This is a genomic window from Pseudomonas sp. MAG733B, assembly GCF_036884845.1.
GTDB lineage: Bacteria > Pseudomonadota > Gammaproteobacteria > Pseudomonadales > Pseudomonadaceae > Aquipseudomonas.
On the sequence record NZ_CP145732.1, the window covers coordinates 2,751,223 to 2,772,760 of the forward strand.

31 protein-coding genes are annotated in these 21,538 nt (G+C 58.8%); 22 read left to right on the top strand and 9 right to left on the bottom strand.

Annotated elements, in window-relative coordinates:
- Positions 1-13: 13 nt before the first annotated feature.
- The gene (locus V6Z53_RS12650) at positions 14-2,107 is read right to left on the bottom strand and encodes a DNA cytosine methyltransferase (RefSeq protein ID WP_338585838.1); all 2,094 of its coding nucleotides are present in this window, start codon (positions 2,105-2,107) and stop codon (positions 14-16) included.
- On the opposite strand from V6Z53_RS12650, the gene V6Z53_RS12655 reads away from it, so the two are divergent.
- Positions 2,063-2,596: a hypothetical protein gene (locus V6Z53_RS12655; RefSeq protein ID WP_338585839.1), complete on the top strand. Its 534-nt coding sequence runs from the start codon at positions 2,063-2,065 to the stop codon at positions 2,594-2,596. The two genes, V6Z53_RS12650 and V6Z53_RS12655, sit on opposite strands and share 45 nt — an antisense overlap.
- Positions 2,597-2,629: 33 nt before the next feature.
- Here V6Z53_RS12655 and V6Z53_RS12660 read toward each other — a convergent pair whose 3' ends face one another.
- From V6Z53_RS12660 to V6Z53_RS12695, 8 genes are all read right to left on the bottom strand, one after another.
- Positions 2,630-3,004, bottom strand: coding sequence for a hypothetical protein (locus V6Z53_RS12660; protein ID WP_338585840.1), 375 nt, complete (start codon positions 3,002-3,004; stop codon positions 2,630-2,632).
- Positions 3,005-3,085: 81 nt separating this feature from the next.
- The gene (locus tag V6Z53_RS12665) at positions 3,086-3,400 is read right to left on the bottom strand and encodes a hypothetical protein (RefSeq protein WP_338585841.1); all 315 of its coding nucleotides are present in this window, start codon (positions 3,398-3,400) and stop codon (positions 3,086-3,088) included.
- Positions 3,397-3,678, bottom strand: a complete 282-nt coding sequence (locus V6Z53_RS12670) for a hypothetical protein (RefSeq protein WP_338585842.1) — start codon at positions 3,676-3,678, stop codon at positions 3,397-3,399. Before V6Z53_RS12670 ends, V6Z53_RS12665 begins: the two co-directional genes overlap by 4 nt.
- 21 nt (positions 3,679-3,699) lie before the next feature.
- Complete coding sequence (locus V6Z53_RS12675) at positions 3,700-3,891, bottom strand: hypothetical protein (RefSeq protein WP_150733428.1); 192 nt, start codon at positions 3,889-3,891, stop codon at positions 3,700-3,702.
- Positions 3,892-4,462: 571 nt separating this feature from the next.
- Positions 4,463-4,762 (bottom strand): hypothetical protein, encoded by a 300-nt coding sequence (locus tag V6Z53_RS12680; protein ID WP_338585843.1) that lies wholly within the window; start codon positions 4,760-4,762, stop codon positions 4,463-4,465.
- A 63-nt stretch (positions 4,763-4,825) separates the two neighbouring features.
- Positions 4,826-5,023, bottom strand: a complete 198-nt coding sequence (locus V6Z53_RS12685; protein ID WP_338585845.1) for a hypothetical protein — start codon at positions 5,021-5,023, stop codon at positions 4,826-4,828.
- A 21-nt stretch (positions 5,024-5,044) separates the two neighbouring features.
- Positions 5,045-5,437 carry a helix-turn-helix transcriptional regulator gene (locus tag V6Z53_RS12690; RefSeq protein ID WP_338585847.1) on the bottom strand — a complete coding sequence of 131 codons (393 nt, stop codon included), beginning with the start codon at positions 5,435-5,437 and terminating at the stop codon, positions 5,045-5,047.
- Positions 5,438-5,797: 360 nt separating this feature from the next.
- Positions 5,798-6,532 (bottom strand): helix-turn-helix transcriptional regulator, encoded by a 735-nt coding sequence (locus V6Z53_RS12695; RefSeq protein WP_338585848.1) that lies wholly within the window; start codon positions 6,530-6,532, stop codon positions 5,798-5,800.
- 90 nt (positions 6,533-6,622) lie between these two features.
- On the opposite strand from V6Z53_RS12695, the gene V6Z53_RS12700 reads away from it, so the two are divergent.
- From V6Z53_RS12700 to V6Z53_RS12800, 21 genes are all read left to right on the top strand, one after another.
- On the top strand, positions 6,623-6,832 hold the full coding sequence (locus tag V6Z53_RS12700; protein ID WP_338585849.1) for a YdaS family helix-turn-helix protein: 210 nt from the start codon (positions 6,623-6,625) through the stop codon (positions 6,830-6,832).
- A gap of 144 nt (positions 6,833-6,976) precedes the next feature.
- On the top strand, positions 6,977-7,720 hold the full coding sequence (locus V6Z53_RS12705; RefSeq protein ID WP_338585850.1) for a phage regulatory protein/antirepressor Ant: 744 nt from the start codon (positions 6,977-6,979) through the stop codon (positions 7,718-7,720).
- A gap of 11 nt (positions 7,721-7,731) precedes the next feature.
- Complete coding sequence (locus V6Z53_RS12710) at positions 7,732-8,505, top strand: helix-turn-helix domain-containing protein (protein ID WP_338586488.1); 774 nt, start codon at positions 7,732-7,734, stop codon at positions 8,503-8,505.
- On the top strand, positions 8,505-9,161 hold the full coding sequence (locus V6Z53_RS12715) for a replication protein P (protein ID WP_338585851.1): 657 nt from the start codon (positions 8,505-8,507) through the stop codon (positions 9,159-9,161). Before V6Z53_RS12710 ends, V6Z53_RS12715 begins: the two co-directional genes overlap by 1 nt.
- Entirely contained in the window at positions 9,158-9,346 is a 189-nt protein-coding gene (locus V6Z53_RS12720) for a hypothetical protein (protein ID WP_338585852.1), read from the top strand. The genes V6Z53_RS12715 and V6Z53_RS12720 overlap by 4 nt, the downstream gene beginning before the upstream one ends.
- The gene (locus V6Z53_RS12725; RefSeq protein ID WP_338585853.1) at positions 9,343-9,564 is read left to right on the top strand and encodes a DUF3310 domain-containing protein; all 222 of its coding nucleotides are present in this window, start codon (positions 9,343-9,345) and stop codon (positions 9,562-9,564) included. The genes V6Z53_RS12720 and V6Z53_RS12725 overlap by 4 nt, the downstream gene beginning before the upstream one ends.
- On the top strand, positions 9,561-9,863 hold the full coding sequence (locus V6Z53_RS12730) for a nuclease domain-containing protein (RefSeq protein WP_338585854.1): 303 nt from the start codon (positions 9,561-9,563) through the stop codon (positions 9,861-9,863). The genes V6Z53_RS12725 and V6Z53_RS12730 overlap by 4 nt, the downstream gene beginning before the upstream one ends.
- A 112-nt stretch (positions 9,864-9,975) precedes the next feature.
- Positions 9,976-10,407: a VRR-NUC domain-containing protein gene (locus tag V6Z53_RS12735; RefSeq protein WP_338585855.1), complete on the top strand. Its 432-nt coding sequence runs from the start codon at positions 9,976-9,978 to the stop codon at positions 10,405-10,407.
- A gap of 367 nt (positions 10,408-10,774) precedes the next feature.
- The gene (locus tag V6Z53_RS12740) at positions 10,775-12,055 is read left to right on the top strand and encodes a tyrosine-type recombinase/integrase (protein WP_338585856.1); all 1,281 of its coding nucleotides are present in this window, start codon (positions 10,775-10,777) and stop codon (positions 12,053-12,055) included.
- A gap of 2 nt (positions 12,056-12,057) precedes the next feature.
- On the top strand, positions 12,058-12,372 hold the full coding sequence (locus V6Z53_RS12745) for a hypothetical protein (RefSeq protein WP_338585857.1): 315 nt from the start codon (positions 12,058-12,060) through the stop codon (positions 12,370-12,372).
- Between the two features lie 3 nt (positions 12,373-12,375).
- On the top strand, positions 12,376-12,729 hold the full coding sequence (locus V6Z53_RS12750; RefSeq protein ID WP_150704043.1) for an antiterminator Q family protein: 354 nt from the start codon (positions 12,376-12,378) through the stop codon (positions 12,727-12,729).
- Between the two features lie 332 nt (positions 12,730-13,061).
- Positions 13,062-13,391 carry an MFS transporter gene (locus tag V6Z53_RS12755; RefSeq protein ID WP_186639173.1) on the top strand — a complete coding sequence of 110 codons (330 nt, stop codon included), beginning with the start codon at positions 13,062-13,064 and terminating at the stop codon, positions 13,389-13,391.
- Positions 13,388-13,738: a hypothetical protein gene (locus V6Z53_RS12760; RefSeq protein ID WP_338585859.1), complete on the top strand. Its 351-nt coding sequence runs from the start codon at positions 13,388-13,390 to the stop codon at positions 13,736-13,738. Before V6Z53_RS12755 ends, V6Z53_RS12760 begins: the two co-directional genes overlap by 4 nt.
- Positions 13,739-13,754: 16 nt before the next feature.
- Positions 13,755-14,498 (top strand): hypothetical protein, encoded by a 744-nt coding sequence (locus V6Z53_RS12765; protein ID WP_338585860.1) that lies wholly within the window; start codon positions 13,755-13,757, stop codon positions 14,496-14,498.
- Between the two features lie 124 nt (positions 14,499-14,622).
- Complete coding sequence (locus tag V6Z53_RS12770; RefSeq protein WP_338585861.1) at positions 14,623-15,168, top strand: terminase small subunit; 546 nt, start codon at positions 14,623-14,625, stop codon at positions 15,166-15,168.
- Entirely contained in the window at positions 15,140-17,086 is a 1,947-nt protein-coding gene (locus V6Z53_RS12775; protein WP_338585862.1) for a terminase gpA endonuclease subunit, read from the top strand. Before V6Z53_RS12770 ends, V6Z53_RS12775 begins: the two co-directional genes overlap by 29 nt.
- Entirely contained in the window at positions 17,086-17,289 is a 204-nt protein-coding gene (locus tag V6Z53_RS12780; protein WP_338585863.1) for a hypothetical protein, read from the top strand. The genes V6Z53_RS12775 and V6Z53_RS12780 overlap by 1 nt, the downstream gene beginning before the upstream one ends.
- Position 17,290: 1 nt before the next feature.
- A complete protein-coding gene (locus tag V6Z53_RS12785) occupies positions 17,291-18,811 on the top strand; it encodes a phage portal protein (protein WP_338585864.1) in 1,521 nt (506 codons plus the stop codon).
- Complete coding sequence (locus V6Z53_RS12790) at positions 18,792-20,780, top strand: prohead protease/major capsid protein fusion protein (protein WP_338585866.1); 1,989 nt, start codon at positions 18,792-18,794, stop codon at positions 20,778-20,780. Before V6Z53_RS12785 ends, V6Z53_RS12790 begins: the two co-directional genes overlap by 20 nt.
- A 60-nt stretch (positions 20,781-20,840) precedes the next feature.
- On the top strand, positions 20,841-21,191 hold the full coding sequence (locus tag V6Z53_RS12795; protein ID WP_338585867.1) for a DUF2190 family protein: 351 nt from the start codon (positions 20,841-20,843) through the stop codon (positions 21,189-21,191).
- Positions 21,191-21,538, top strand: coding sequence for a hypothetical protein (locus tag V6Z53_RS12800; protein WP_338585868.1), 348 nt, complete (start codon positions 21,191-21,193; stop codon positions 21,536-21,538). The genes V6Z53_RS12795 and V6Z53_RS12800 overlap by 1 nt, the downstream gene beginning before the upstream one ends.

The window sequence follows — 21,538 nt, forward strand, 5'->3', positions numbered from 1 at the left end:
TGGAGTGGGTGAGTTACGCTGCTTCGGCTTGGCGTTCGGCAATTCGCCATGGATCGTTGGCGCGAGCCAGAGCAGCCATCGGCGGCGGGCTGACGCTGTTGCCGCACATATGCACCTGCTGGGTCTTGGTGAATGGCTTGCCGTCGGCGCCGTGGCTGATGATGTAGTCAGCCGGGAAGCCCTGAGCCTTGTAGAGCTCGGCCGGTTGCAGCATCCGCAGGCAGATGTCGACGATCACATAGGGGGTGCCCTTGATTGTCACGGTGACAAGGCCGAGGCGATCCTTGGTGGTGATCGTTGGTGCTGGCGCATCGGCAGCGCTCATGTTCTCCGTGCCGTAGTAACTGATCAGGAACGCGGCGACGCGCAGTGCACCGGCTTCAACCTCTGGCGAGAGCTGGAACTCGACCAGTGAGCTCTTGCCGCCACCTCCGGCCGTGATGGTCGGCGCTGGCTCGTCCACTGCCTGGCCAACGCTGGCGCCGAACTGACGCTCCATGAACGCGGTGACCAGCCCGTGGTGAGTGCCGCCGGCGCTGATGGTGTGCAGCGGGTCGGCGGCGTTCCGCGCATCGCAGTTGCCGCGCAGGTGCACCAGGTTGGCGGTCACCAACTGCTGCTGGCTGCCGGTGTTGGTCACCGTGGTCATCGGGTCCTCTATGCTCTTGGCGGCTGTGGTGTTGAAGCCACCATTCATCTGGGCCATGAACACCGTCGAGATTCCCATGGCGTGCGCAGCGCCGGCCGGGCGCTGATAGTTACCGCCACTGGTGATGGTCGGTAGCGGCTCGTCGAGTGCCTTTCCCTCATCAGCAAATCGGAACTTCACCAGATGTGCCGCGGCCAGTGCGTGTTTCACGCCGCCGGCGACTACTGTGCCCAGCGGTTGGTCGAGTCCCGGCACTCGCGGATGCTGGCCCTCGCGCTCGCCATAACCGGTTTGAATCAGGGTGGGACTGATCAGCGTCAATTCGCCACGATTCGCGCAGGTCACCGTCGGCAGCGGGGCGTGCGGATCGTTGACCCGGTCACTGCCCTGGTGCGTGGCTGGCGCGATTATCGGGCTGGCCATGGCGAATGATCCGCCGCGTGGCCAAGAGGTCACGGTGCGTAGCGGGTCATTTGCGGACTGGACGCTTTCGCCGGACCAATTCGCGATCGGCACAATGAACGGGTCCGCGGCATCAATGACGAACTTTTTCATACCCTTTGCGATCCGGCGCAGGGTGGCGTCGGCCAGCGGCTTCGGCCGACCGAAGATGCTTTTGCTCGGCACTGTCCAGTCGATGCACTCGGCGGCGGTGCGCCACTTCTTCTGGCCTTTGACGGGGTTCTTCGCGTGGGTCGGCTCAGGCCACACAATCGGCTGTCCATCGCATCGAGCGATCATGAACAGTCGCTCACGGCTGGTCGGTGCACCGAAGTCGCAGGCCTTGATCACTCGCCACTCAACGTCGTAACCCAGGCGCTCTAGTTCGGCCACGAAGACGGCCCATGTCTGCCCGCGGCGTGACGGATCAGGAACGAGAAATTGATTGTCCACTGGTACCACCTCGCCTTGGTCTGCGATGCGGTTCACCATGCTCTTCGGTTTGGTCGGGTGCGGCACCAGGTCGAGAGTCACCACGCGGCCGGTGGCCTTGCAACGCTTGGCGATCAGTGGACCCCACTGGAGGATCTGTTTCACGTTCTCCAGGCTGATGACTCGCGGCTTCTTCTTGCCGGCCCACTTCAGGCCGATCCACGACAGGTTCCGGATCTCGCGCTTGCGGGGCTGGCCGCCGGCGGCCTGGCTGTGGTGCGTGCAGTCTGGCGACATGTGAAACCAACCTACTGCCTTGCCGCCGCATTCAGTATCCGGATCACCGTCGAACACGTCGGTGGTGTAGTGCACAGCGCCCGGGTGATTCACGGTGTGCATGCTGATCGCCTGAGGACTGTGATTCTTCGCGACATTCACCGCGCGGCCCAGGCCCATTTCCAGCCCGGTACCGGCGCCGCCACCACCACAGAAGAAGTCGACAACGATCTCATCGTCCTGAGTGCTGAAGCCGAGTCCGTATTGAGTTTTGAAATCGAAGTGGTGTTTCTTCTGTTGTGCGGACATAGGGGATCCTCGCCGGCTGGCGTGATTCGTAGAAGTGGGGTATTTGTGTTCGGCCCGGCATGGAGCCGGATCAAGGAGAGCGGCGTGATAACAAAAAAGATATCGAGAGTGATGGAGTCAAAACTTTTAGGAATTATTTACGACAAGTACATCCATCGCTTTGGGCACGGCGTTCGCAATTTGGGTGAGTTCCCCATATACATTACGAGTGCTGAAGTTTATGTAGGAGACATGCCGGAACTTCAGGAGCAGGAGGGGAACGTCATAAGGCATCGTTTCATTGACATCATGCAAGAACTTGAGGCCAGCGGTTACGTTGTGTATGACCAAAAAACGTCTTTCTTTCTGACTGACGCTGGATATAAGCGCGCTGCGATGTCGGTGAAAGACAAGGTGCTAGATTTCTGCAACAAAAACCAAGGGTTAGCGGTACCAATATCTGTGATCAGCCTGATAATTTCGATCATTGCACTAGGGGTCGGTAAATAAAACACTCCGACCGGTTGCGCAGCGTGCGTGTGTTTATTGCGGGGTTTCAATTTCGTCTTCAGGCTCTGGCGGATCGTCGGTGAGCGACTTCATGCCGGCTTCCTTGATGAGTCGCGACACCTTTTCGGTAATGACAAAAGGTGTCGTGACACATTGCAGCATCTTGGCCTGGGTTTCGAAGTCGGCGGCGATCAGGTTCATCAGCAACCGCTGGTGAATGTCCTGCTGGTTGTTGATGCCGTGGGACTTCATCACTCGCTGCAAGTCAGGCTTGAACACCCCGGCCACTTCGATCTGAAATTTCCCAATGCCGAGTGCGGCATCCTTCAACGCTGATTTCTCGCGCTTCCGTCGCTGCTTGAGTGCTTCCGCCGTCGGCTCCTGCTCCAGCTCCAATTCCTCGGCCATGGCCTGCCTCTTCAATTCCGTGGGCCGGTAGATCCAGCCATGTCTGTCGTCGGCGCTGGCGCACCTGGTTGCTGATGCGCTTCATTTGGGCGAGGCGAACTTAAAGCCGTTCTCTTTGGCTATCAGCTCGATGCGCTTTTGCCGGATGCGGGTTTGAGTTGCTGCTGCGCTGGAGGTGATGCCGGTCGCTGCCAAGGCCTTGAGCATGGGAGCGAGCTTGGTGCGCTCATTACGTAGGCGTTCGCTGTGGCCGCTGGCGCCGGAAAGGCTTACCTCACCGCTGACGCCTGCTTCGATTTCCTGCACGGTGCGGCCGGCGCCGAAGAACTGGTCCAGCTGCTGGCTCAGGGTCGCGATGATTGAATCCCGCGGGTTGGGCATTGGTACGCCGATCATTTCAGTTCACCTGACAGTGAGACCTTGATGCCGTCGGCGCGCGCTTCGAGTACCTGGGCGAAGTTGATGGCATCTTTCCACGTCCAGCGGAAGCCCTTCACCTTGCCGGTGGAGCGCTCGACGATATGGAAGGCGTTGCCCTTCGATTGAACCTGGTAGCGAATCTCGGGCACGGGCTGATCCTTGCCGATCATGGCGTAGAGCTCAGTGGTTGCGATGCTTGCCCGCACACGGAGGGCGGCAAGTCCGGCATTGCGTTGTTGCATTGATGGGTGCATGACGACCTCCAGTGTTTGGGGTTAGGCGGTTGCTATGACCGCTTCACGAAAGCGCGATGGGCTCCAATCGCACGATTCATCAGCAGGGATGTGGCCGAACATCAGCGTGCAGCGACGGCAATGCACGCAATCGCCGCAGGTCTTGCCCTCGGGCAGGTTCATCTGATCAGCGTTGTCTGCCGACCGTGGATATGGCGCTCGTTGCTCGCTCATGAATGTCTCCTTTGATTTGGTTCACCTGTATTCGTCAGCACTCGGTCCGCCTGCTGGTTGCCGTTGGGCGCAGGGGAGAGTGCTGACGGATAAAGGCAGGCGAAAAAAAGCCCGAGATCACCCGGGCTTTTGTTTGCGTCAAGTAGACCTCCCTACGTAACGCGATGTGCCGCCATGAGGGCGGGCTTCGGTTGGGCTGTTACATGGCTGCCAATCCTCCGTCTGTTCGCTCACTGGGTTGGCAGTGGCCACCGTTTCTCAATGGTTGTTGCAGATGGCAGGCTAGGCGAACCGTTCCTGCTCCCGGCGTTATCACCTCGTCGCGCTTTCAGCTCTACAGCCGCGATCAGGTATCCGGGGACGGATGGGCAATTCCCGCGCTCGGCGGTTCATCTGCGATGCAGGTGGCCGGTATAAGCCGGAGATTCGTCCGCATCGGGGTGGACGCTGAAGCACTCCGCTTTGCAATCACGGCGCTTGCATTGTCACAACGTCCACTCCGATGCGGCCTGGTGCTGGGGAGTACCAGGTGCTCGGGCAGTTAACGTCAGGCTGACGTGGCGCTGGTTGTTCAGTCGTACGGCAATTCAACGGCTTCGCTACCGCTCTCCATTACGCCGAGCGCAGCCTGGTCAAACGCGAGATGGATCGATGTGGCGCCTTGCTCGTCGTCCCGTTCAAGCTCTCCCACGAGCTCCTTGAGGAACTGCGCTCGGTCGAGAATCTTGCAGGGTTCGCCGTCTTCGTTCTTGGCAGGCCAGGTGTCTGCCATCTCCGTGATGTTGCAGAGGCAGTCGACACCGATTCGGATCACCAGGTGATCACCCTCAATGCCAATGGAAAGTGCTTCTTGAGCGGGTTCTACGTTCATGGCTGATCCTCGGTTGTCATCCCGCTGCACCCTGTTGCCAAAGTGCAGAAGTGATGCTGTCCTTTACCCGCGATAGCGGTCTTTCAGGATGCGAACCCGGTCTTCGTCGAACCACTCGGGTTGAAGCAGCACGTTGTTTTTCAGCGCGCAAGGAGGCTGCAGGCGGTATTGATCTGGCCCATTAAGCTGCTGGGCACGCGCGGTGATGACGCCGTAGAAGCCGGTAATCGTGTCCTCCGCTTTCTGTCCGAGCTCGATCATGATTTTTCCTTGGGGTGTGGGTTAGGCGGCGCGCTCGAGCGTTTCGGCGCGACGTGTAATGCGGATCTGGGCGATTCGAACTGAAGGCGGCCGGCGATCGCGGCGAGCTGGTTCGACTGACTGGATGTTGGTGATGGCGTTCATGGTCATCAGCGTGGCCAGGACGAAGCACATCGGCGAGATGATCTGGCGGCGCATTGCTTCGGCGACCAGAGCGGCGCGGCGGGTGACGCCGAGCTTGAACATTGCGTTGGTGAGGCGCTTGGCGACGGTGGCCGGTGATATGCCGGCTTCCCGTGCGATTTCCTTGGCGGTAAGCCCAAGGGCAACCCACAGAAGGAACTGAAGCTCTCTCGGCGCGAGGCCGCGACCCAGGTGACCCTTCCATGCGCCATTTACGATTTGTGATTCCATCGCGTTGACTCCCGGTTGTTTTCCCAATGCACCCGGCCAACCAGGTGCATCAGTGAAAAATTCCGTGTCCCTTCGGCGCTGCTGGCGCGGTACGGGCTCAATCAAGTTGTTCGTCCGGCCGCGACTCAGTCCGCCGGATAACTGTTTGCGGTGCTTTACGCTGCACACCTGGGTCAGTTGCCAACCCTCTGAACCGTTGAGGCCGGTTCATCGCTGCCTTCCATCTGGCCGGTTGTTATCCGGCGATGGGCAAAATATAGGGCAGCCTTTATTTTGAGTCAACAGGTATGCCTTTATTTTTTTAATGAGACGAAAAAAATCCCGCACAAGGCGGGATCTGTTCAGCCAGTAAGCAGAAAATTACCAGAGGGCGGAGGACCAGAAGACCCGACCCAGCACTGCAATTTCCTTCTGAAGCATTTCTTGAGGCGTGTACTCTTCATCGGGATGTTCATCACGATTGAAGCTGCGCATCCGAATCCCGCCACCAGGCAACCGGTAAAGGGTTTTTACCCGGAGCTGTCCGCCGTGGTCCAGCGCGTACATTTTCCCATCGGTGATAGTGGTAGTGCCACGGTCTACACCAACTGTGCTTCCATCAGGCAAAACCGGTTCCATGCTGTTCCCAGAAACCGTAACGCATACTGCTTCTGAAGGCTGAACGCCTTGGCGGCGCAAAGTCACCTTTCCAAAACGCAGCTTCTGTTTGTGGGACTGTTGGACGGCCGTGATCCCTGCGCCTGCAGACAATTCGACTTCCTTGAGAAACGGCACATAGACCTCGTCATCATCCAGCGGTGTGTCATCGTCCCATACATCTATGGGGCCGAGAAGCACCGCGTTTGATTCGACATTCGCGTATCCGTTTTCGGTATTCGTTGAGGGTTTCCCCTCAGGTGATCCCGTTCCCTCGGATAACCAAACAGGATCGACACCGCATATCTGAGCCAACTTAATTAAATGCCCAGACGTCCTGGTAAGCCCGCGTTCAATTTCTGAAACGGACGCCTGCTTTATACCTGCGCGCTCCGCTAACTCGACCTGAGTAAGGCCAGCGTTCTTGCGTGCGCGTTTCAATCTGTCTTTGAGTTCCATACCCGCCAATTTATAGGCCAGCCTTTAGAGTTGCAAAAAGGTATCCCTTTCCATAACATAAAGGCATCCCTTTATATGGGCGGAGATTTGATGAACAAACATTTCAAAAAGCTCGTGGCTTATTTCGGTTCCCAAGCCGCGACTGCTACCGCCCTGAAAGTAAAGCAAGGGTCGGTGAGCGGTTGGGTTCGAGGACTTCATGGCTGTTCGGCTGAAGTCGCGCTGCGGGCAGAGATCGTAACTGGTGGAAAAATCCTTGCCCGCGATTTGCGCCCGAGTCTTCCGGATCAAGCGGCCTGATCCTTGAGCTGATTATCCAGGCTCTGAAGGGGAAGGGCATTACTCCGGGTTTAGCTGTTGATTCATCCAGTACCTAAATGACAGGCACAAAAAAGCCGGTGGCTAGACCGGCTTCTTCACAACGCAAACACTTGAGGGGCCATTATGAACACGATCGTCACCCCCGGCAATACCCGCCATGTCGCGACACTTTTCGGCCAATCGCAAAACGTGTCGCGCAGCACCATGTCTTCTCGCGAAGTTGCAGAACTGACGGGCAAATCGCACGACAACGTTTTGCGTGATGCCCGCGGCTTGCTCGCATCGGGTGTCCTCAAATCTGAGGAGACCACCTACCGGCACCCACAGAACGGTCAGCTCTATCCGGAATTCATTTTGGATCAGCGCGACTGCCTGGTTCTTGTTTCCGGCTACAACGCAAAAATCCGGGCAAAGATCATCGACCGTTGGCAAGAGCTGGAATCCCGCGTTGTTGGCCAGCTGCAAATCCCGGCCAGCTTTGCCGAAGCTCTTCGGCTCGCAGCAGATCAGGCCGAGCAGAATCTTCAGCTCCAACAAGTCATCGCGAAGCAGGCCCCGAAGGTTGAAGCGCTTCATCGCCTCGCGAAAACCCACGGCGACGTCTGCATCACCACTGCCGCCCAAATTCTCGGCATCCGTCCAACGAACCTGTTCGCCTGGCTCAATCAAAACCGCTGGATTCACCGCCGCACCGCCCATTCAAGCTGGGTGGCCTATCAGCCACGCCTGAACAATGGCTGGCTGAAGCACAAGCTGGTCAAGGTCGGTGGCGGGGAAGGGCAGGACATCAAGGTTGTTGAGCAAGTAATGGTTACCCGCTCGGGCATCGTCACGCTCGCCGAACAAATTCAAGGAATCACGCTGTGAGCGTTCAAGCAATGTCCTGGGCGCTCTCTTTGCCCACCGAGTCACTGAAAGACTCCAGCGCGCGTCACGTGCTGCTGTGCCTGGCCAACTATGCCGGCTCGAATGGTGCCGGCGCCTTTCCGTCTGCCTCTACCCTGGCTCAGGACACCGGCCTTTCCGAGCGCACCGTTCGCTACAAGCTGGACGATCTGGAGAAGTCCGGGCTGATCCAGAAAGGCAATCAGGCCATCGCGGCTGTGCACATTGATCGTCATGACCGCCGCCCAGTCGTTTACGACCTCCAACTATCGCGGGGTGCAAATCCTGCACCCCGTACAAAACGGGGTGCAGATGACGCAACGGGGTGCAACTCACAACAGAACGGGGTGCAGCCTGAGACAGAACGGGGTGCAGCGGCTGCACCCAATCCATCACTTAACCATCAGGTAACCGAAGAGCAGCTGCAGCGCGAGTTGGCTGACGAAATCGAGCAGCAAGAGCAGTTCGCCGCCGAATGCCCTGCGGCAAATCGACGCTTCGCCATGTTCGCCGCTTGGGTTCCACCGACCAAGGCTCTGTCGGATCAGATTTCCATCGCCGGACTGCCTGCCGACTGCGTTCCCGATGAAGCCATCCGCAAGTTCAAAGGCTTCCACTGCGCCAAGCCGAACACCCTGGATTCCGCTGCCGGCTGGTGCTACCGCCTTGTGCAGTGGGTCAAGCGTGAGCGCGTTCAGGCCGCTGGGCGTGGGCAAGAACCCGACTTCAATGACACCAGCTGGGGCGATGACCTAGGAGGTCTGTGATGAAAACCGTTTCGAACGTGCTGCAATCCCTGTCCAACGTTCCGACTGCAGAGGTCGTGCCCCTCAAAGCGGATTCGGGCACCGTGCAGGTGATCAATGCGTTGTTCCGTGAGCTGATGGCGATCTTCCCAGCGTGGAAGCAGGCCTGGCCCGACCAGGAAGCGATCAACGCGGCAAAGGCAACCTGGACCAAGGCCTTCATGGCAGAAAAAATCACGAAGATCGAGCAGATCCGCTTCGGCATCGAGCAGTGTCGGAAGGTTGGTTCTGACTTCGCGCCGAGCGTTGGTAAATTCATCACCTTGTGCCAGCCCACCCCAGAAATGCTTGGTATCCCCGAGCTCCACGCGGCCTTCCGTGAGGCTTGCCGCAATGCCCACCCATCTATGGCCGGCCAGGCCACCTGGTCCCACGACGCGGTATGGCACACGGCGAAAGAGGCCGGGTTCGAGAACCTGAACCGTCTTGAAACGTCGCTGGCTAAGAAGCTGTTCGAGCGCAATTACGTGATCACAGTTCGCCGCTTGGTCGATGGGCTCCCTCTGCAAAAAATGCCCTTGGCGCTTCCAGCTCGAGCGGAAGAACGCCGTACCCCCGAAGTCGGGAACAAGGCCTTGGCCGAACTGCGCGCTCGCCGCGCCGGAGCTTCTCGATGAACGACAAATTGAACCTGCTACTTGGCGACTTCGACAAGAAGCGTTTCGAGCTGGAAGAGCTAAAGCTCAACATCGAGATCCATCTTGAGTACGTTGAGCTGGGTTGCAAATTTACCCGCACCAAATTTCTCGCCCTTGTCGCACAGGGTTTTACCGAAGCTCAGGCACTGGAGTTGTGCAAATGAGCGCGCTCGAAAAACAAGTGTCTGGCGGCCATTACAAGTCGCTGAAGATCCAGCCGATCGAGTACATCCACGCAAACGGAATCCCCTTCGCAGAAGGCAGCGTTATCAAGTACGTGACCCGCTGGCGGGAAAAGGGCGGTTTGGCCGATCTGGAAAAAGCGAAACACTTCCTTGAGTTGCTGATCGAGCTGGAGCAGCGGTCGAGGGATCCGGAATGAAGGTGACCTCGAAGAAGCTGCGCGCCTCGGCCAACGGCCAGGACTGCACCGTCCGCCTGCCGAGCGTCTGCAACTTCAACCCGGCCACGACCGTTCTCGCACACCTGCCGTGCGGGCAGAAGGGCATGGGCATGAAGGGCTTCGACACCGTGGCGGTTTACGCCTGCAGCGCCTGCCATGACGTCATCGATGGCCGCGCCGCCGGCGACGTTGATTGGTCGGACATGCCGCGGGCCATCGCTGAAACACATGAGGCCCTGATCGGGGCCGGAATCCTGACCGTAAAGGGGGCTGCATGAACGACATTCTGATCCACCTGTGGTTTTCCTTCCTGCTGATCACTTTCGGTGGTTGCGTCGAGGGCATTCGCCGCCTGTGTCGCCGGGAGCGCATCACACGGGGGGAGCGCAATTGAAGGCCTTGACCATAAAACCTTTCGCGCTGAAGCCGGTGCGCAAGAAGGTCATTGACCGCGAAGGCCAGGAGCAGGCCGCGCTGCTGACCGAGCTGCGCATCCGCATGCCTGAAGTCGCCGACCTGATCTTTCACGTCCCCAACGGCGGGCACCGGGTGAAGGCCGTTGCGGCGAAATTGAAGGCCCAGGGCGTAAAGGCCGGAATTCCCGATCTGGTCCTACCGATGGCGCGCGGTGGTTACTTCGGCTTGTACATCGAGTTCAAGGCCACGCCGCCAAATGACGCTGCGATCTCCGACAGCCAGCACGAGCGCATTCGCAAGCTCAATGCCCATGGTTATCTCGCGGTGGTGTGCCGTGGCCACTTCGACACGATGGAGCAGATCCGCGCCTACCTGCGGCTCGCTCCTACAGTGGTGGCCGCATGAAGCTCGCTGACAACCAAGAAATTCAGTCAGAAGCCCTAAAGCGAATCGGGTTTCCGGCATCCATGGATGCATCTCAGCTCACAACGCCAAACTTCGATCGGTTACTCCGGCAAATGGACGACCTGAAGGCTTCGGCAGGGCAGTATCAAAACGTCGTAATCTGCGTGGACTGCCTAAAAGTGCATGACTGCCCATTCGCTGCCAAGTTTGAAAATTCTTTCTCGCACAGGCGGGTATGTGGACATTGCGGGAGTCGCGCGGGGTTTCGTGACGTTGTAGGGCGCTGGATATCATTCACGAAACCTTGGGCAATTTGGACATGGGGTAGCGGTTGCTGGGCGTTCGATTTCTGCACGGAGGCGAAGCCATGAGCAGCGCGGCCGTGAAGTTGTCTGACGCCGAGATCAAACGCCAAGCCAGCGGCAACGTCCGCGATCTGCGTGATACCGACAATCGCGGCCTGTACCTACGCTTCACCAAGGCTCGCGATCGCGCGTCCTGGTACCTGGTGACCAAGGGCGAGTGGAAGCTGATCGGCAACTACCCCGACCTGAACACCAAGCAGGTAGTCGCGGCCTTGCCGGGCATTCGCCTGCGCCTGGAAGCGGGTGAGGGCTCCAACCTGTCGAAGTGGGTGCTGACTGATGAGCTGCTCGACTGGTACGCCGACCGGATGGCTCGCGACCGCAGCCTGTCGAGCAAGCGCAAGAAGACGGGCGCCTCGCTGATCAAGTGCCACCTGAAGCCGCTGCTGGGCGACGTGCCGCTGGCATCCATCAACAAGGCCACGCTCGATGACAAGTTCATGTGGCCGGCGCAGGAAACCATCGGCATCGATTACGTGCGCTCTGCGTTCCAGTTGCTGGCCTTGGCCTTCCGTCAGGCCTTTAAGCTGCGGCTGATCTCGGTCAACCCGATGAAGGACGTCAAATTCAGCGACTTCTCCAAGGCCAAGGTCGGTGTGAAGCCGTCCCGGCTGCGCGTCACCCAGTTGCATGACCTGATTGCCCTGCTGCTGGAGGCCAAGGCCAGCGCGCCGGCGGATGCCATGCTCGCCTTGATGATGCTCTGCCACGGCACCCGCATCGGCGAGACACGGCAGGCCCAGTGGTCGCACATCAGCCTGGCCGAACGTGAGTGGTTCATCCCGGCCGCGAACACCAAGACCGGCGTCGAGCATCACTTGCCACTGACCGACCAGGTGCGCCAGTTGATGATCAGCTACCGCGAGCTCCAGTGGGCGAATGGCTACGACGGCCAGTACCTGTTTCCGGCACGCAACGGCAAGGCGCTCAGTGAAGGTCAGGCCAGTGCCGTGTTCACACGACTGGGGCAGGGCGAGTGGACCAGTCATGACCTGCGCAAGGTGGCACGCACCGGCTGGGCAGACATCGGCATCGACCACCTGATCGGTGAGCTGCTGATCAACCATGCCATGGGCCACAACGTGAAGGTGTACATCCAGTCCGACGTGATGAGTCGCAAACGTGATGCCCTGGAGAAGTGGCATGCGTATCTAGACCAACGTGGCTTTGACCTGATTCACGGATTGACCGGCTTTAGAACGGGAGATTTCGGTAATTCTCTAGAAGCCACGGAACACAAGGCATGCGAGGCCATTCAAGAATCAACCATAGGCGAGGTTTAAAAATGGATAAAAAGACCCACGGCCCCGCCTTTGTGCGTTGCCTGATCCCTCTCACCGACTGCCCGTCCTGTGCCGGGAAGGGGATCATCCAAGGTGTGTTCCACCAGCTCGACTGCATCGGCTGTCACGCTTCCGGTCTGGTGCACGCAATCACCCTGGAGCCGTTGCCGGTGGAAGACCTGGCGGTGCAGTTGGGCATGCTGCTGCGTCGGGAGCGTCACCTCGCAACCCTGACACCGGCAGCGAACGACACCGTCGAGCAGTACCAGCAGTGCAATAGTCGCGGCGCCGGCCGCTCGTCTTTCAAGGGGGATTGAATCATGGCGAGAACAAAAAGCTTCACCGAGCGCACTTCTGAAGACCTGCTGGAACATTGGGGTCGCTGGGTGGTGTTGGGCTCAGGCGTGTCCTGCTGCGCATCCCGCGAAAACACTCTGCATACGCCGATGATCACCGACGACGACGCGCTGATGATCGATGGCTTGATGGGCCGCCTGCTCAAGCGGTACCCGGAATGCGGTAACGTGCTAATGAAGTACTACACCGCACGTGACAAGGCGCTGGTCGACGTAGGCAAGAAACTGGGCTTCGGTGAAGAGAAGACTAGGCAACTTTGGAAGGCCGGAATTGCGTGGATTGATGGGGCTTTAGATATTCGTCGAGAGGCCGCTTGACAGGACCGGGGTCGGTATATAGATTTCAGTTACTTTGCGGTTTTTCCGCGAGCAAAGCCCGACCCTGAGTTGGGCTTTTTGCATTCTGTAATGCGGATGAATGCGCAGGCTGATGCGCTACAGGCTGGAAGAGATCGAAGAGCGGTACCGGCCACTCATTACGCTACGGTTCCCCTCGAAGCCGGAGATCAGCACCGGCCATCTGCACCAATTCAAAGCCTCGGCATACGCCGGGGCTTTTTTCGTTTTCGGCTCCACCACACCCATTGCTCCGAGCTGGGAGTGCTGTTGGAGCCGATTCTATTTAAGACATGCCCCACGGAGTCGAGCGCATGGAGTTTCTACAGCGCCTGTTCGAAAAGCTCGACTGGGCATTCGCCGGACTATTGGGTGCCATCGCTGCCAGCTTCTGGCACCGGGATGACCTGGTAGACCGAAAGGCCTGGGCAATTTTCATTTTCTCCGGCGCAGTCTGTGCGCATTACCTAACCGGCTTGATCAGCTCCTACTTCGGTGTGGTCGAGCCTCGCAGTGTCGCTGGAGTCGGGTTTCTACTCGGTACGTTCGGCGGATCATTGATCGCTGCAATCACCCGCGCCATTAAAGCCGCTGACCTCTGGGCGTTCATCCGCCAGCGGTTTGGGGGAGGCAACCCGCCATGAACTACGAACTGATCAGCTCCATCGCCTGCGGGCTGATAGCGCTGTGGGCAACTTGGTGCGTGCTGAGTGGCAAGGTAAGGGACGGCATCCTTGGGAAGCTGATTTACTCCACGGTTGCCATCAGCGGCTTCGTGGTGATGACCCGCACTCAGAACGTTTTCATCGGCCCGACCACTGCTGGCGTGACGCTGCATGTGGCTCTGGCATTGGCAGGAGTTCGGCACGTGTTCATGGTTACCTGGTGGCAGAAGGTAAAGGTCTGGCTGTGTCGAACACTGAATTGCGAGCACTGCATTGGCTGTGACAGGCAGTACGGCCCGGACAAGATAGATCGCAGAAAGCACTAAATCTACGAGGTGAGGCATGGTCAAGATCGATGCCAGCACCAATGTGGAAGAGCTGTCGAAAGCCTTGCGTACTTTGGGTGCCAAGCAGTTGCCCTTCGCTTTTGCGTTGATGGCTACCCGATTGGCAGTGTTGGTGAAGAAAGGCGAGCTATCCGTCATGCGGCAGCGCCTGGATCAGCCGACTAACACCACAATGAACAGCCTCTACGTGAAGGTCGCCAAGAAGGAAAAGCCCGAGGCGCGGACCTTTTTCAAGGATGCGTGGACCTCTGGCGTTCCCGCTGATACTTACCTTCAGCAGGCAGTGAAGGGCGGGCGACGACCACACAAACGTTTCGAAAAAGCCCTCATCGCGAAAGGCCTGATGCAGCCAGGGCAGTACGCAATACCGGCGCCATCAGCGCTAAACCAATTCGGCAACGTACCACGCGGCACGATCATGAAGATCCTGTCAGGCCTTGGCGCTGCCGAGACTGTCGGTGGCGTGGGAGCCAATGCCACGGGCAGCAAGCGCAGTAAGCGCAAGGGCAACGCCGAGAAGTATTTCGCGGGTGATGTCGATGGTACCCAAGGTATCTGGGAGAGGAAGAAGACTGCGTTCGGTGATGCCGTTCGCCCTGTCTTCATCTTCAGTGATAGCGAGCCCGGGTATCGAGTGATCATTCCGTTCTACAAGATCGCAGACAACATCGTGAAGGCGAACCGTGAGCGAGAGTTCGCCAGCGCGATGGATCAGGCGCTGTCGTCAGCTCGGGGCTGACGGGCAGGGCAGGGGCCACCCCCCCCTTTGGGTCCTTCCCAGGCCCCCAGCCCCATGCGGGTAATTCGGGCCCCGCCCATCAAATATGTATGACCTTTTTTCAGAGGTTGGTTGTTGTTTAATCATGGCCAAAAACGAAACAACCAAACAACGCGGGTGGTTGAACAAATCCGAGATGGCTTCGAGCCTTGGGATTTCCCCGCAAGCCTTTGACAAATGGGGAGTTGCGCCTGTCGCACGCATCGGTCGAGAGGCGTTCTACACCGTTCAGAACGTGGTCGAAAACCGCGTTGAACACTCGCAACGGAAACAACAACCGGCGGGTGATGGAACCGAAGCTCCGAATCCGTTGGTCGAGTATCAACTGCTCGAAGAGCGCCGCGGACTCACCGCTGCTCAACGCATCGCCCAGGAGAAGAAGAACCTGGTGCTGGACAAGCAACTGGTTCCGGTCCCGTTCGCCACATTTGCCCTTGCCAAAATCGCCGCACAGATCGGCTCGAAACTGGACACCGTCGGCAAGACCGTCACCCGTCGTCACCCTGAGGTTGACCCTCGAATCATCGAGTCGGTGGAGCGGGAGATCGCGCTTGCTCGAAATATTGCCGCCAGCTTTGGTGAGCAACTTCCGGAATTATTAGATGAGTACGTTGAGTCCATGGCTGAATGATCTGCGCAAGTCGATCAAGCTAGGACTCCAGGCGCTCTATAAAGAACCACCGCAAACCGCCGTCGAATGGGCGGATGCAAATTTCTACATGTCCGCGGAGTCCTCCTACAACGAGGGCAAGTGGACGACCGAGCCGTTCCAGGTTGCGATCCTGAACAGCATGGGCAACGACCTGATCAACGTCGTCAACTTCATCAAGTCGGCGCGGATCGGTTACACCAAGCTGTTGATGGCGAACATCGGCTACAAGATCCAGCACAAGCGCCGCAACGTCATGATGTGGAGCCCGACTGACCCGGACGCCGAGGACATCAGCAAGAGCCACGTCAACGGCATGGTCCGTGACGTACCAGTGCTGGGCGACTTGGCTCCGTGGTTCGGCCGCAAGCACAGCGACAACACCCTCGACCAGAAGATATTCGCGAACCGGCGGACACTCTGGATCCGGGGCGGCAAGGCTTCGCGCAACTACCGTGAGAAATCAGCCGACGAGGTGATTTACGACGAGCTCTCAAACTTTGACGAAAGCGTCGAAGGCGAGGGCGCGCCGATCACTCTGGGCGACAAGCGACTCAACGGTGCGATCTACCCCAAGTCAATTCGCGGCTCAACGCCGAAGCGCGTTGGTTCCTGCCAGATCACCAAGGCCGTCGAAGAGTCGCCCTACCTGCTCAAGTTCCACATCAACTGTCCGCACTGCCGGCAGGAGCAGTCACTCAAATGGGGCGGCAAGGATTGCGAATTCGGCCTCAAGTGGGAAAAGAACGCGCTCGGTGAGGCCGAGAAAGCCTGGTACGTGTGCGAGCACGCCGCCTGCATCATCTGGCACAACGAGATGGTCGAGTCTTCCAAGACCGGCCGCTGGATTTGCGAACACACCGGCATCTGGACTCGCGACGGCATGGACTGGTTTGGCGCTGATGACGAAATCATCCGCACCCCTCGCTCCGTCAGCTTCAGTATCTGGGCGATCTACAGCACCTGGAGCACGTGGCTCAGCCTGGCAGAAGAATGGCTGAAGGTGAAAGGCGACGTCTCGAAGCTGATCACCTTCATCAACACCACCCGCGGCGAAACGTGGGACGACGACCAGGGCGAGAAGCTCGACTCCGAAGTTCTGTACGGGCGCCGCGAAGTTTATCCGCAGGTCCCGGCCCTCGGCCTGGTCCTGGTCGGTGGCATCGATACTCAGGACGACCGTTTCGAGGGGCGCGTCTGGGCCTTCGGTCCAGGCGAGGAAGCTTGGCTGGTCCATCGCTTCATCCTGATGGGCGACCCGGCCAGCGAAGAGTTACGCCGCAAGGTTGGCCTCGAGCTGCATCGGCAGTTCACCCGTGTGGATGGCACCATCATGAAGGTGGAGCGCTGGGCGTGGGACGCCGGGGGCCACTATGCCGATGAGGTCTATGCCGAGAGCCGCAAACACGGCGTGCATTGGGTCGTTCCAATTCGTGGTGCGACCATCTATGGCAAGCCGATCGCGAACTTCCCGCGTACGAAGAACAAGGTGCACAAGGTTTTCCTCACCGAGGTCGGCACCGACAACGCCAAAGAGCTGCTGTACAGCCGGATGGGACTGCCCATCGATACGGCTGCGTCCCAGGCTGGCGTTTCGCAGCCAGGGGTTGTTCACCTTCCGGCTAACGACAAGATCTGCGACGAGCCAGAGGTGAAGCAACTCACCTCAGAAAAGAAAAAAGCAGCCATCTCCAAAGGCAAGCGTGTCATGCGCTGGGACAGTGGCGGCCGCCGAAACGAGGCGCTCGATTGCTTCGTGTACGCGCTCGCCGCACTGCGCATCTGCCAGCAGCGGTTCGGGCTCGATCTCGATCTGTTGGTCGCTGCTGTACCTGGTGGCAATGATCCGGACGCTGAAGAACGGCCGCGGAAGAAATCCTCTCACTGGAATAAAAACTGATGGCCTACACGATCGAGCAATACAGCGCCCTACAGGCGGCCATCGCCGAAGGCGCGTTGTCGGTCCGCTATGCCGACAAGAGCGTCACCTACCGATCACTCGACGAGATGATGCGGATCCTAAAACTGATGGCCACCGAGCTTGGATTGAATTCCTGCAACGACGGCGGCCGTCGGTACGCCTCCTTCTCCAAGGGGTACTGACATGGGGATGATTGATGATCTATTCCCCGGGTTCGCAGCCAAGCGTTCAGAGCAGCGGTTGAAGAAAGCGCGCACTGACTTAGCGTTGCAAATGATTGAGCGTCGGTTTGAAGGCGCCGCCGGCGGTCGCCGTAATGATGGCTGGCGTGCGACTGGTGCCGATGCCAACGTTGAGAACGCCCCGGCCCTAGCTATTCTTCGTAACCGGGCACGGGACCAGCGTCGAAATAATCCATTCGGCGAGCGGGGTATCACGGGCATTGCCGATAACGTAGCGGGCGTGGGCATCGTTCCGCTTCCAATGGCGAAGCGTGACCGGGACAACCTACGGCTGGTTGATTTATGGAAGGCTTGGGCAGAGACGACTGACTGTGATGCTGATGGGCTGGATAATTTCTACGGCCTCCAGCACATGATCACGGAAGCAGTAGCTGAAAGTGGCGAGTGTCTTGTTCGCCGTCGTCGTCGATTTAGTTCCGATGGTCTTCCAGTACCCCTGCAACTTCAGGTTCTTGAAGCCGATTTTCTTGATGAGTCCAAAGCACAAATCGTCGGCAGCAACCGCATTATTCAAGGCGTTGAATTCGACGCGCTTGGTCGGCGTGTCGCTTATTGGCTGTTTGACGAACATCCAGGAGCAAACGCCGCTTGGGGTTCGCTTCAGTCTCGCAGGGTCCCCGCAGAAGATGTGATTCATGTCTTCCTGCGAAAACGCCCAGGCCAGGCTCGCGGTTATAGCTGGCTGGCACCGGTCATCCAGCGCATGCGCAAATTCGACGAAATGGAAGACGCCGTGATGGATCAGGCGAAGGTCGCTGCCTGCTTCGCCGCATTCGTTACCAAAGACGAAAACACAGCCGCGCCAGGTGGCAAGAAGCCTCCACTTATTGATCGTGTTGAACCTGGGATTGTTCAGGAGTTGGGGTTTGGAGAAAGTGTCAGTTTCGGCACGCCTCCGACATTCAACGGCTACACGACATATTCCTGGCAGCAACTTCACGCCATGGCCGTCGGCTTAGGCGTTCCGTATGAATTGCTTACTGGCGACCTCAAGGGCGTCAACTTTTCGAGCGGGCGAATGGGGTGGTTGCACTTCGCTCGCCGGGTGGATGTTTGGCAGTGGCGGATGTTGATTCCTCAACTGTGCGATCAAGTCTGGCGCTGGTTTATGGAAGCTCAGGTACTACTGCCTGCCGGTGTCACCGACGACGTCAAAGCTTACTGGGTACCGCCGCGCCGCGACATGGTCGACCCAAAAGCGGAAACGGAGAACGTCATCACCCGCGTGCGCAACGGCCTGACCACCTGGCCTGATGCCCTACGCGAGCTCGGGATCACGGACCCAAAACGGCATGCCGAGCAGATCAAGAAATCGAACGAAATGATCGACAAGTACGGGTTGGTGCTGGATTGCGACCCGCGCCGAGTAGCGGCCGCAGGTTCGCCGAGTCAGCCACCATCAAACGAAGAGAATACAGACGATGCCAACTCCGAATCAGGTGATGACGCGAAAGACACATGAGACGCCGGCGTTCAGCCTTCGTGCGGCCGTACGGCCTGGCTCAGTCGATATCGACGCGCGAACTGTCGAACTGACCTGGACGACCGGCGCTAAAGGTCGGCGCTGGTCTTGGGACGTCGGCAGTTACATGGAAGAGCTGGATGTCAGCGACGGCGCAGTCCGTCTTGATCGGCTCAACAACGGGGCGCCGCTGCTCGATACCCATAACCAGTACCAGCTGAGTGCAGTTCTGGCTGTAGTGGAGAGGGCCTGGCTGGAGGGTGGCGAGGGTCACGCTCTTGTCCGGTTCAGCAAGCGTGAAGATGCAGACGTGGTCTTCAAGGACGTTGTCGACGGCATCCTTCGCAACATCAGCGTCGGCTACGCCGTTCACCGTTACGAAGTTGTCGATGAGGAAGACGACAAGCTACCCACGTACCGCGCTGTCGACTGGGAACCACTGGAACTCTCCCTGGTCCCGATCGGCTTCGACGATGGCGCAAAGGTTCGCAGCGCTAAAACCCCGGCCGAGTACGAAGGCCATCGATTCAACACCATTTTTGAAGTTCGGTCAGCTGTTGAGCCGACCGTAGAACCGGCCGCCGTGCCTACTATCCAAGAGGAAGATGCAATGACCGAAGAAGAGAAGCGCGCGGCCGAAGAAACGCTTCGCCGTGAAGCTGCTGAAGCCGAGCGCAAGCGTAGCCTGACCATTCGCACTATGGCCCGCAAAGTGGGGCTTGGTGACGATGCGGTTGTCGATGATCTGATCGACCGCGGTGTGTCGGTGGCTGATGCGAGCTCCGCACTGATCGACAAAGTTGCCGAGCGCCAGGCTGGTGGTCAGCCAGAAACCCGGAACAGCCAGCCAACCATTGTCGGTGGTGTCGATACCGCAGTGCTGATTGCAAAGCGTTCCGCGATGATGAACGCCCTCGACCACCGTTGCGCACCAACCACCATCAAGCTGGAAGAAGCAGGTCGCGAATTCCGTGGCATGCGTCTGGTGGACATGGCCCGCGAGTGCGTCGAAATGGTTGGTGGTAACACCCGCGGCTTGATGCCTGCGGAAATCGCCAAAGCAGCACTTGGTTGCGACCGTCAGGCCATGCGCTCCGCTGGCATGCATTCGACCAGTGACTTCCCGCTGTTGCTGGGTAGCACTGTGAATCGCACGTTGCGCGCAGCCTACGAGCTTGCCCCGCAGACCTGGCGTCCGCTCGGCCGACCTACAACCGTGCCGGACTTCCGTGCAGTAACTCGGGCTGCTCTGGGCGACATCGCCGCGCTGGAGAAAATCAAGGAACACGGTGAGTACCAATATGGCACCCTCGAAGAAGAGGGCGCCCCGATCAAGGTCGCCAAGTTCGGCAAGATTATCGCGATCACCTGGGAAGCCATCGTCAATGACGACCTCGGCGCATTCACCCGTGTACCGCAGGCGTTGGGCGCCGCCGCTGCTCAGACCGAGTCTGATGTGGTCTGGTCGCTGTTGTTGGGCAACCCCAACTACACCGATGGGACGCCGATCTTTCACGCCGATCACGGCAACTTGGCCGCGTCTGGCGGTGCGATCAACACCACTACGTTGGCCGCTGCACGCGCTGCGATGCGCAAGCAAAAATCCAAGGCTGGTGCGTTCCTCAACCTGTCGCCGGAGTTTTTGATTGTGGGTCCAGACAAGGAGCTGGAAGCCTATCAATTCACCAGCTCCAACTACGTACCGGCCAAGAACGCCGACATCAACGACAGCCGCAACGCTGCGCTGACGGTGATCGTCGATGCTCGCATCACCGGCAACCAGTGGTACCTGTACGCCTCACCGGGTGTCGTCGATACCTTCGAGTACGCGTACCTGGAAGGTGAGCAGGGCGTATTCACCGAAACCCGCGAGGGCTTCGAGGTAGACGGCATGGAAATCAAGGCTCGCCTGGTCTTCGGCGCTGCGTGGATTGACTTCCGCCCAGCCTATAAGAATCCGGGCGCCTGATCCGGTGGGCGCCGAGAGGCGCCCGCTTCAACTTCCATCCCCTGTATCCATAGGTGAACCATGAAAAATTACATCCAAGCGGGTGACAACCTGACCGTTGTCGCGCCAAGTGGCGGTACCGTTTCGGGCGGTCTGTACAAAGTCGGCGGGATCATTGGTGTGGCTGCTACCACTGAGGTGGCCGGCGATCCGGTCGTTCTCAAAACCCGCGGCGTCTTCGATTTGAAGAAAACCAGCGCTCAAGCCTGGACCGTTGGTGATCTGGTGTTCATGAATACCACGACCCGCGATGTCACCAACGTATCCGCCACCGGCCTGGTGCTTGTTGGGGTGGCCGCCGAGATCGCGGCCAACCCGAGTGCGGCCGGTGCTTGCCGCCTCAACGGCGTATCCGCTCCGGCACCGGTGTAATGGGCTGGGCCTCGATGGCCCAGCGCATGCTCGGCGTTTCGATCCGCACTTTCAGCGAGCCATCAGCGACCCTCGATCCTGAGGGCGCTGTGTACTGGCTGACCGATGGCGCCGCGCCCGGCGTGCCTCTGGCCCAAGCCGTTTTCGATACCGCTCACGTCTCTGTTGATCCAGAGACAGGGGCGCCGGTATCGAGCAGCAACCCCATCCTCGGCGTTCGCCTGGTAGATCTTCCCAACAAACCAACGAGCCGTGACCGCGTCCAGGCTCGCGGCGTTTTGTACACCATCAACGACGTACAGGCCGATGGTGTTGCAGGTGTGACGCTCTTCCTCCGTAAGGTTTAA

What these genes read in the sequence shown, in the direction of transcription:
- V6Z53_RS12650 (WP_338585838.1), bottom strand. Translation starts at nt 2,107, where the DNA reads ATGTCCGCACAACAGAAGAAACACCACTTCGATTTCAAAACTCAATAC.
- V6Z53_RS12660 (WP_338585840.1), bottom strand. Translation starts at nt 3,004, where the DNA reads ATGGCCGAGGAATTGGAGCTGGAGCAGGAGCCGACGGCGGAAGCACTC.
- V6Z53_RS12665 (WP_338585841.1), bottom strand. Translation starts at nt 3,400, where the DNA reads ATGATCGGCGTACCAATGCCCAACCCGCGGGATTCAATCATCGCGACC.
- V6Z53_RS12670 (WP_338585842.1), bottom strand. Translation starts at nt 3,678, where the DNA reads ATGCACCCATCAATGCAACAACGCAATGCCGGACTTGCCGCCCTCCGT.
- V6Z53_RS12675 (WP_150733428.1), bottom strand. Translation starts at nt 3,891, where the DNA reads ATGAGCGAGCAACGAGCGCCATATCCACGGTCGGCAGACAACGCTGAT.
- V6Z53_RS12680 (WP_338585843.1), bottom strand. Translation starts at nt 4,762, where the DNA reads ATGAACGTAGAACCCGCTCAAGAAGCACTTTCCATTGGCATTGAGGGT.
- V6Z53_RS12685 (WP_338585845.1), bottom strand. Translation starts at nt 5,023, where the DNA reads ATGATCGAGCTCGGACAGAAAGCGGAGGACACGATTACCGGCTTCTAC.
- V6Z53_RS12690 (WP_338585847.1), bottom strand. Translation starts at nt 5,437, where the DNA reads ATGGAATCACAAATCGTAAATGGCGCATGGAAGGGTCACCTGGGTCGC.
- V6Z53_RS12695 (WP_338585848.1), bottom strand. Translation starts at nt 6,532, where the DNA reads ATGGAACTCAAAGACAGATTGAAACGCGCACGCAAGAACGCTGGCCTT.
- V6Z53_RS12700 (WP_338585849.1), top strand. Translation starts at nt 6,623, where the DNA reads ATGAACAAACATTTCAAAAAGCTCGTGGCTTATTTCGGTTCCCAAGCC.
- V6Z53_RS12705 (WP_338585850.1), top strand. Translation starts at nt 6,977, where the DNA reads ATGAACACGATCGTCACCCCCGGCAATACCCGCCATGTCGCGACACTT.
- V6Z53_RS12710 (WP_338586488.1), top strand. Translation starts at nt 7,732, where the DNA reads ATGTCCTGGGCGCTCTCTTTGCCCACCGAGTCACTGAAAGACTCCAGC.
- V6Z53_RS12715 (WP_338585851.1), top strand. Translation starts at nt 8,505, where the DNA reads ATGAAAACCGTTTCGAACGTGCTGCAATCCCTGTCCAACGTTCCGACT.
- V6Z53_RS12720 (WP_338585852.1), top strand. Translation starts at nt 9,158, where the DNA reads ATGAACGACAAATTGAACCTGCTACTTGGCGACTTCGACAAGAAGCGT.
- V6Z53_RS12725 (WP_338585853.1), top strand. Translation starts at nt 9,343, where the DNA reads ATGAGCGCGCTCGAAAAACAAGTGTCTGGCGGCCATTACAAGTCGCTG.
- V6Z53_RS12730 (WP_338585854.1), top strand. Translation starts at nt 9,561, where the DNA reads ATGAAGGTGACCTCGAAGAAGCTGCGCGCCTCGGCCAACGGCCAGGAC.
- V6Z53_RS12740 (WP_338585856.1), top strand. Translation starts at nt 10,775, where the DNA reads ATGAGCAGCGCGGCCGTGAAGTTGTCTGACGCCGAGATCAAACGCCAA.
- V6Z53_RS12745 (WP_338585857.1), top strand. Translation starts at nt 12,058, where the DNA reads ATGGATAAAAAGACCCACGGCCCCGCCTTTGTGCGTTGCCTGATCCCT.
- V6Z53_RS12750 (WP_150704043.1), top strand. Translation starts at nt 12,376, where the DNA reads ATGGCGAGAACAAAAAGCTTCACCGAGCGCACTTCTGAAGACCTGCTG.
- V6Z53_RS12755 (WP_186639173.1), top strand. Translation starts at nt 13,062, where the DNA reads ATGGAGTTTCTACAGCGCCTGTTCGAAAAGCTCGACTGGGCATTCGCC.
- V6Z53_RS12760 (WP_338585859.1), top strand. Translation starts at nt 13,388, where the DNA reads ATGAACTACGAACTGATCAGCTCCATCGCCTGCGGGCTGATAGCGCTG.
- V6Z53_RS12765 (WP_338585860.1), top strand. Translation starts at nt 13,755, where the DNA reads ATGGTCAAGATCGATGCCAGCACCAATGTGGAAGAGCTGTCGAAAGCC.
- V6Z53_RS12770 (WP_338585861.1), top strand. Translation starts at nt 14,623, where the DNA reads ATGGCCAAAAACGAAACAACCAAACAACGCGGGTGGTTGAACAAATCC.
- V6Z53_RS12775 (WP_338585862.1), top strand. Translation starts at nt 15,140, where the DNA reads ATGAGTACGTTGAGTCCATGGCTGAATGATCTGCGCAAGTCGATCAAG.
- V6Z53_RS12780 (WP_338585863.1), top strand. Translation starts at nt 17,086, where the DNA reads ATGGCCTACACGATCGAGCAATACAGCGCCCTACAGGCGGCCATCGCC.
- V6Z53_RS12785 (WP_338585864.1), top strand. Translation starts at nt 17,291, where the DNA reads ATGGGGATGATTGATGATCTATTCCCCGGGTTCGCAGCCAAGCGTTCA.
- V6Z53_RS12790 (WP_338585866.1), top strand. Translation starts at nt 18,792, where the DNA reads ATGACGCGAAAGACACATGAGACGCCGGCGTTCAGCCTTCGTGCGGCC.
- V6Z53_RS12795 (WP_338585867.1), top strand. Translation starts at nt 20,841, where the DNA reads ATGAAAAATTACATCCAAGCGGGTGACAACCTGACCGTTGTCGCGCCA.
- V6Z53_RS12800 (WP_338585868.1), top strand. Translation starts at nt 21,191, where the DNA reads ATGGGCTGGGCCTCGATGGCCCAGCGCATGCTCGGCGTTTCGATCCGC.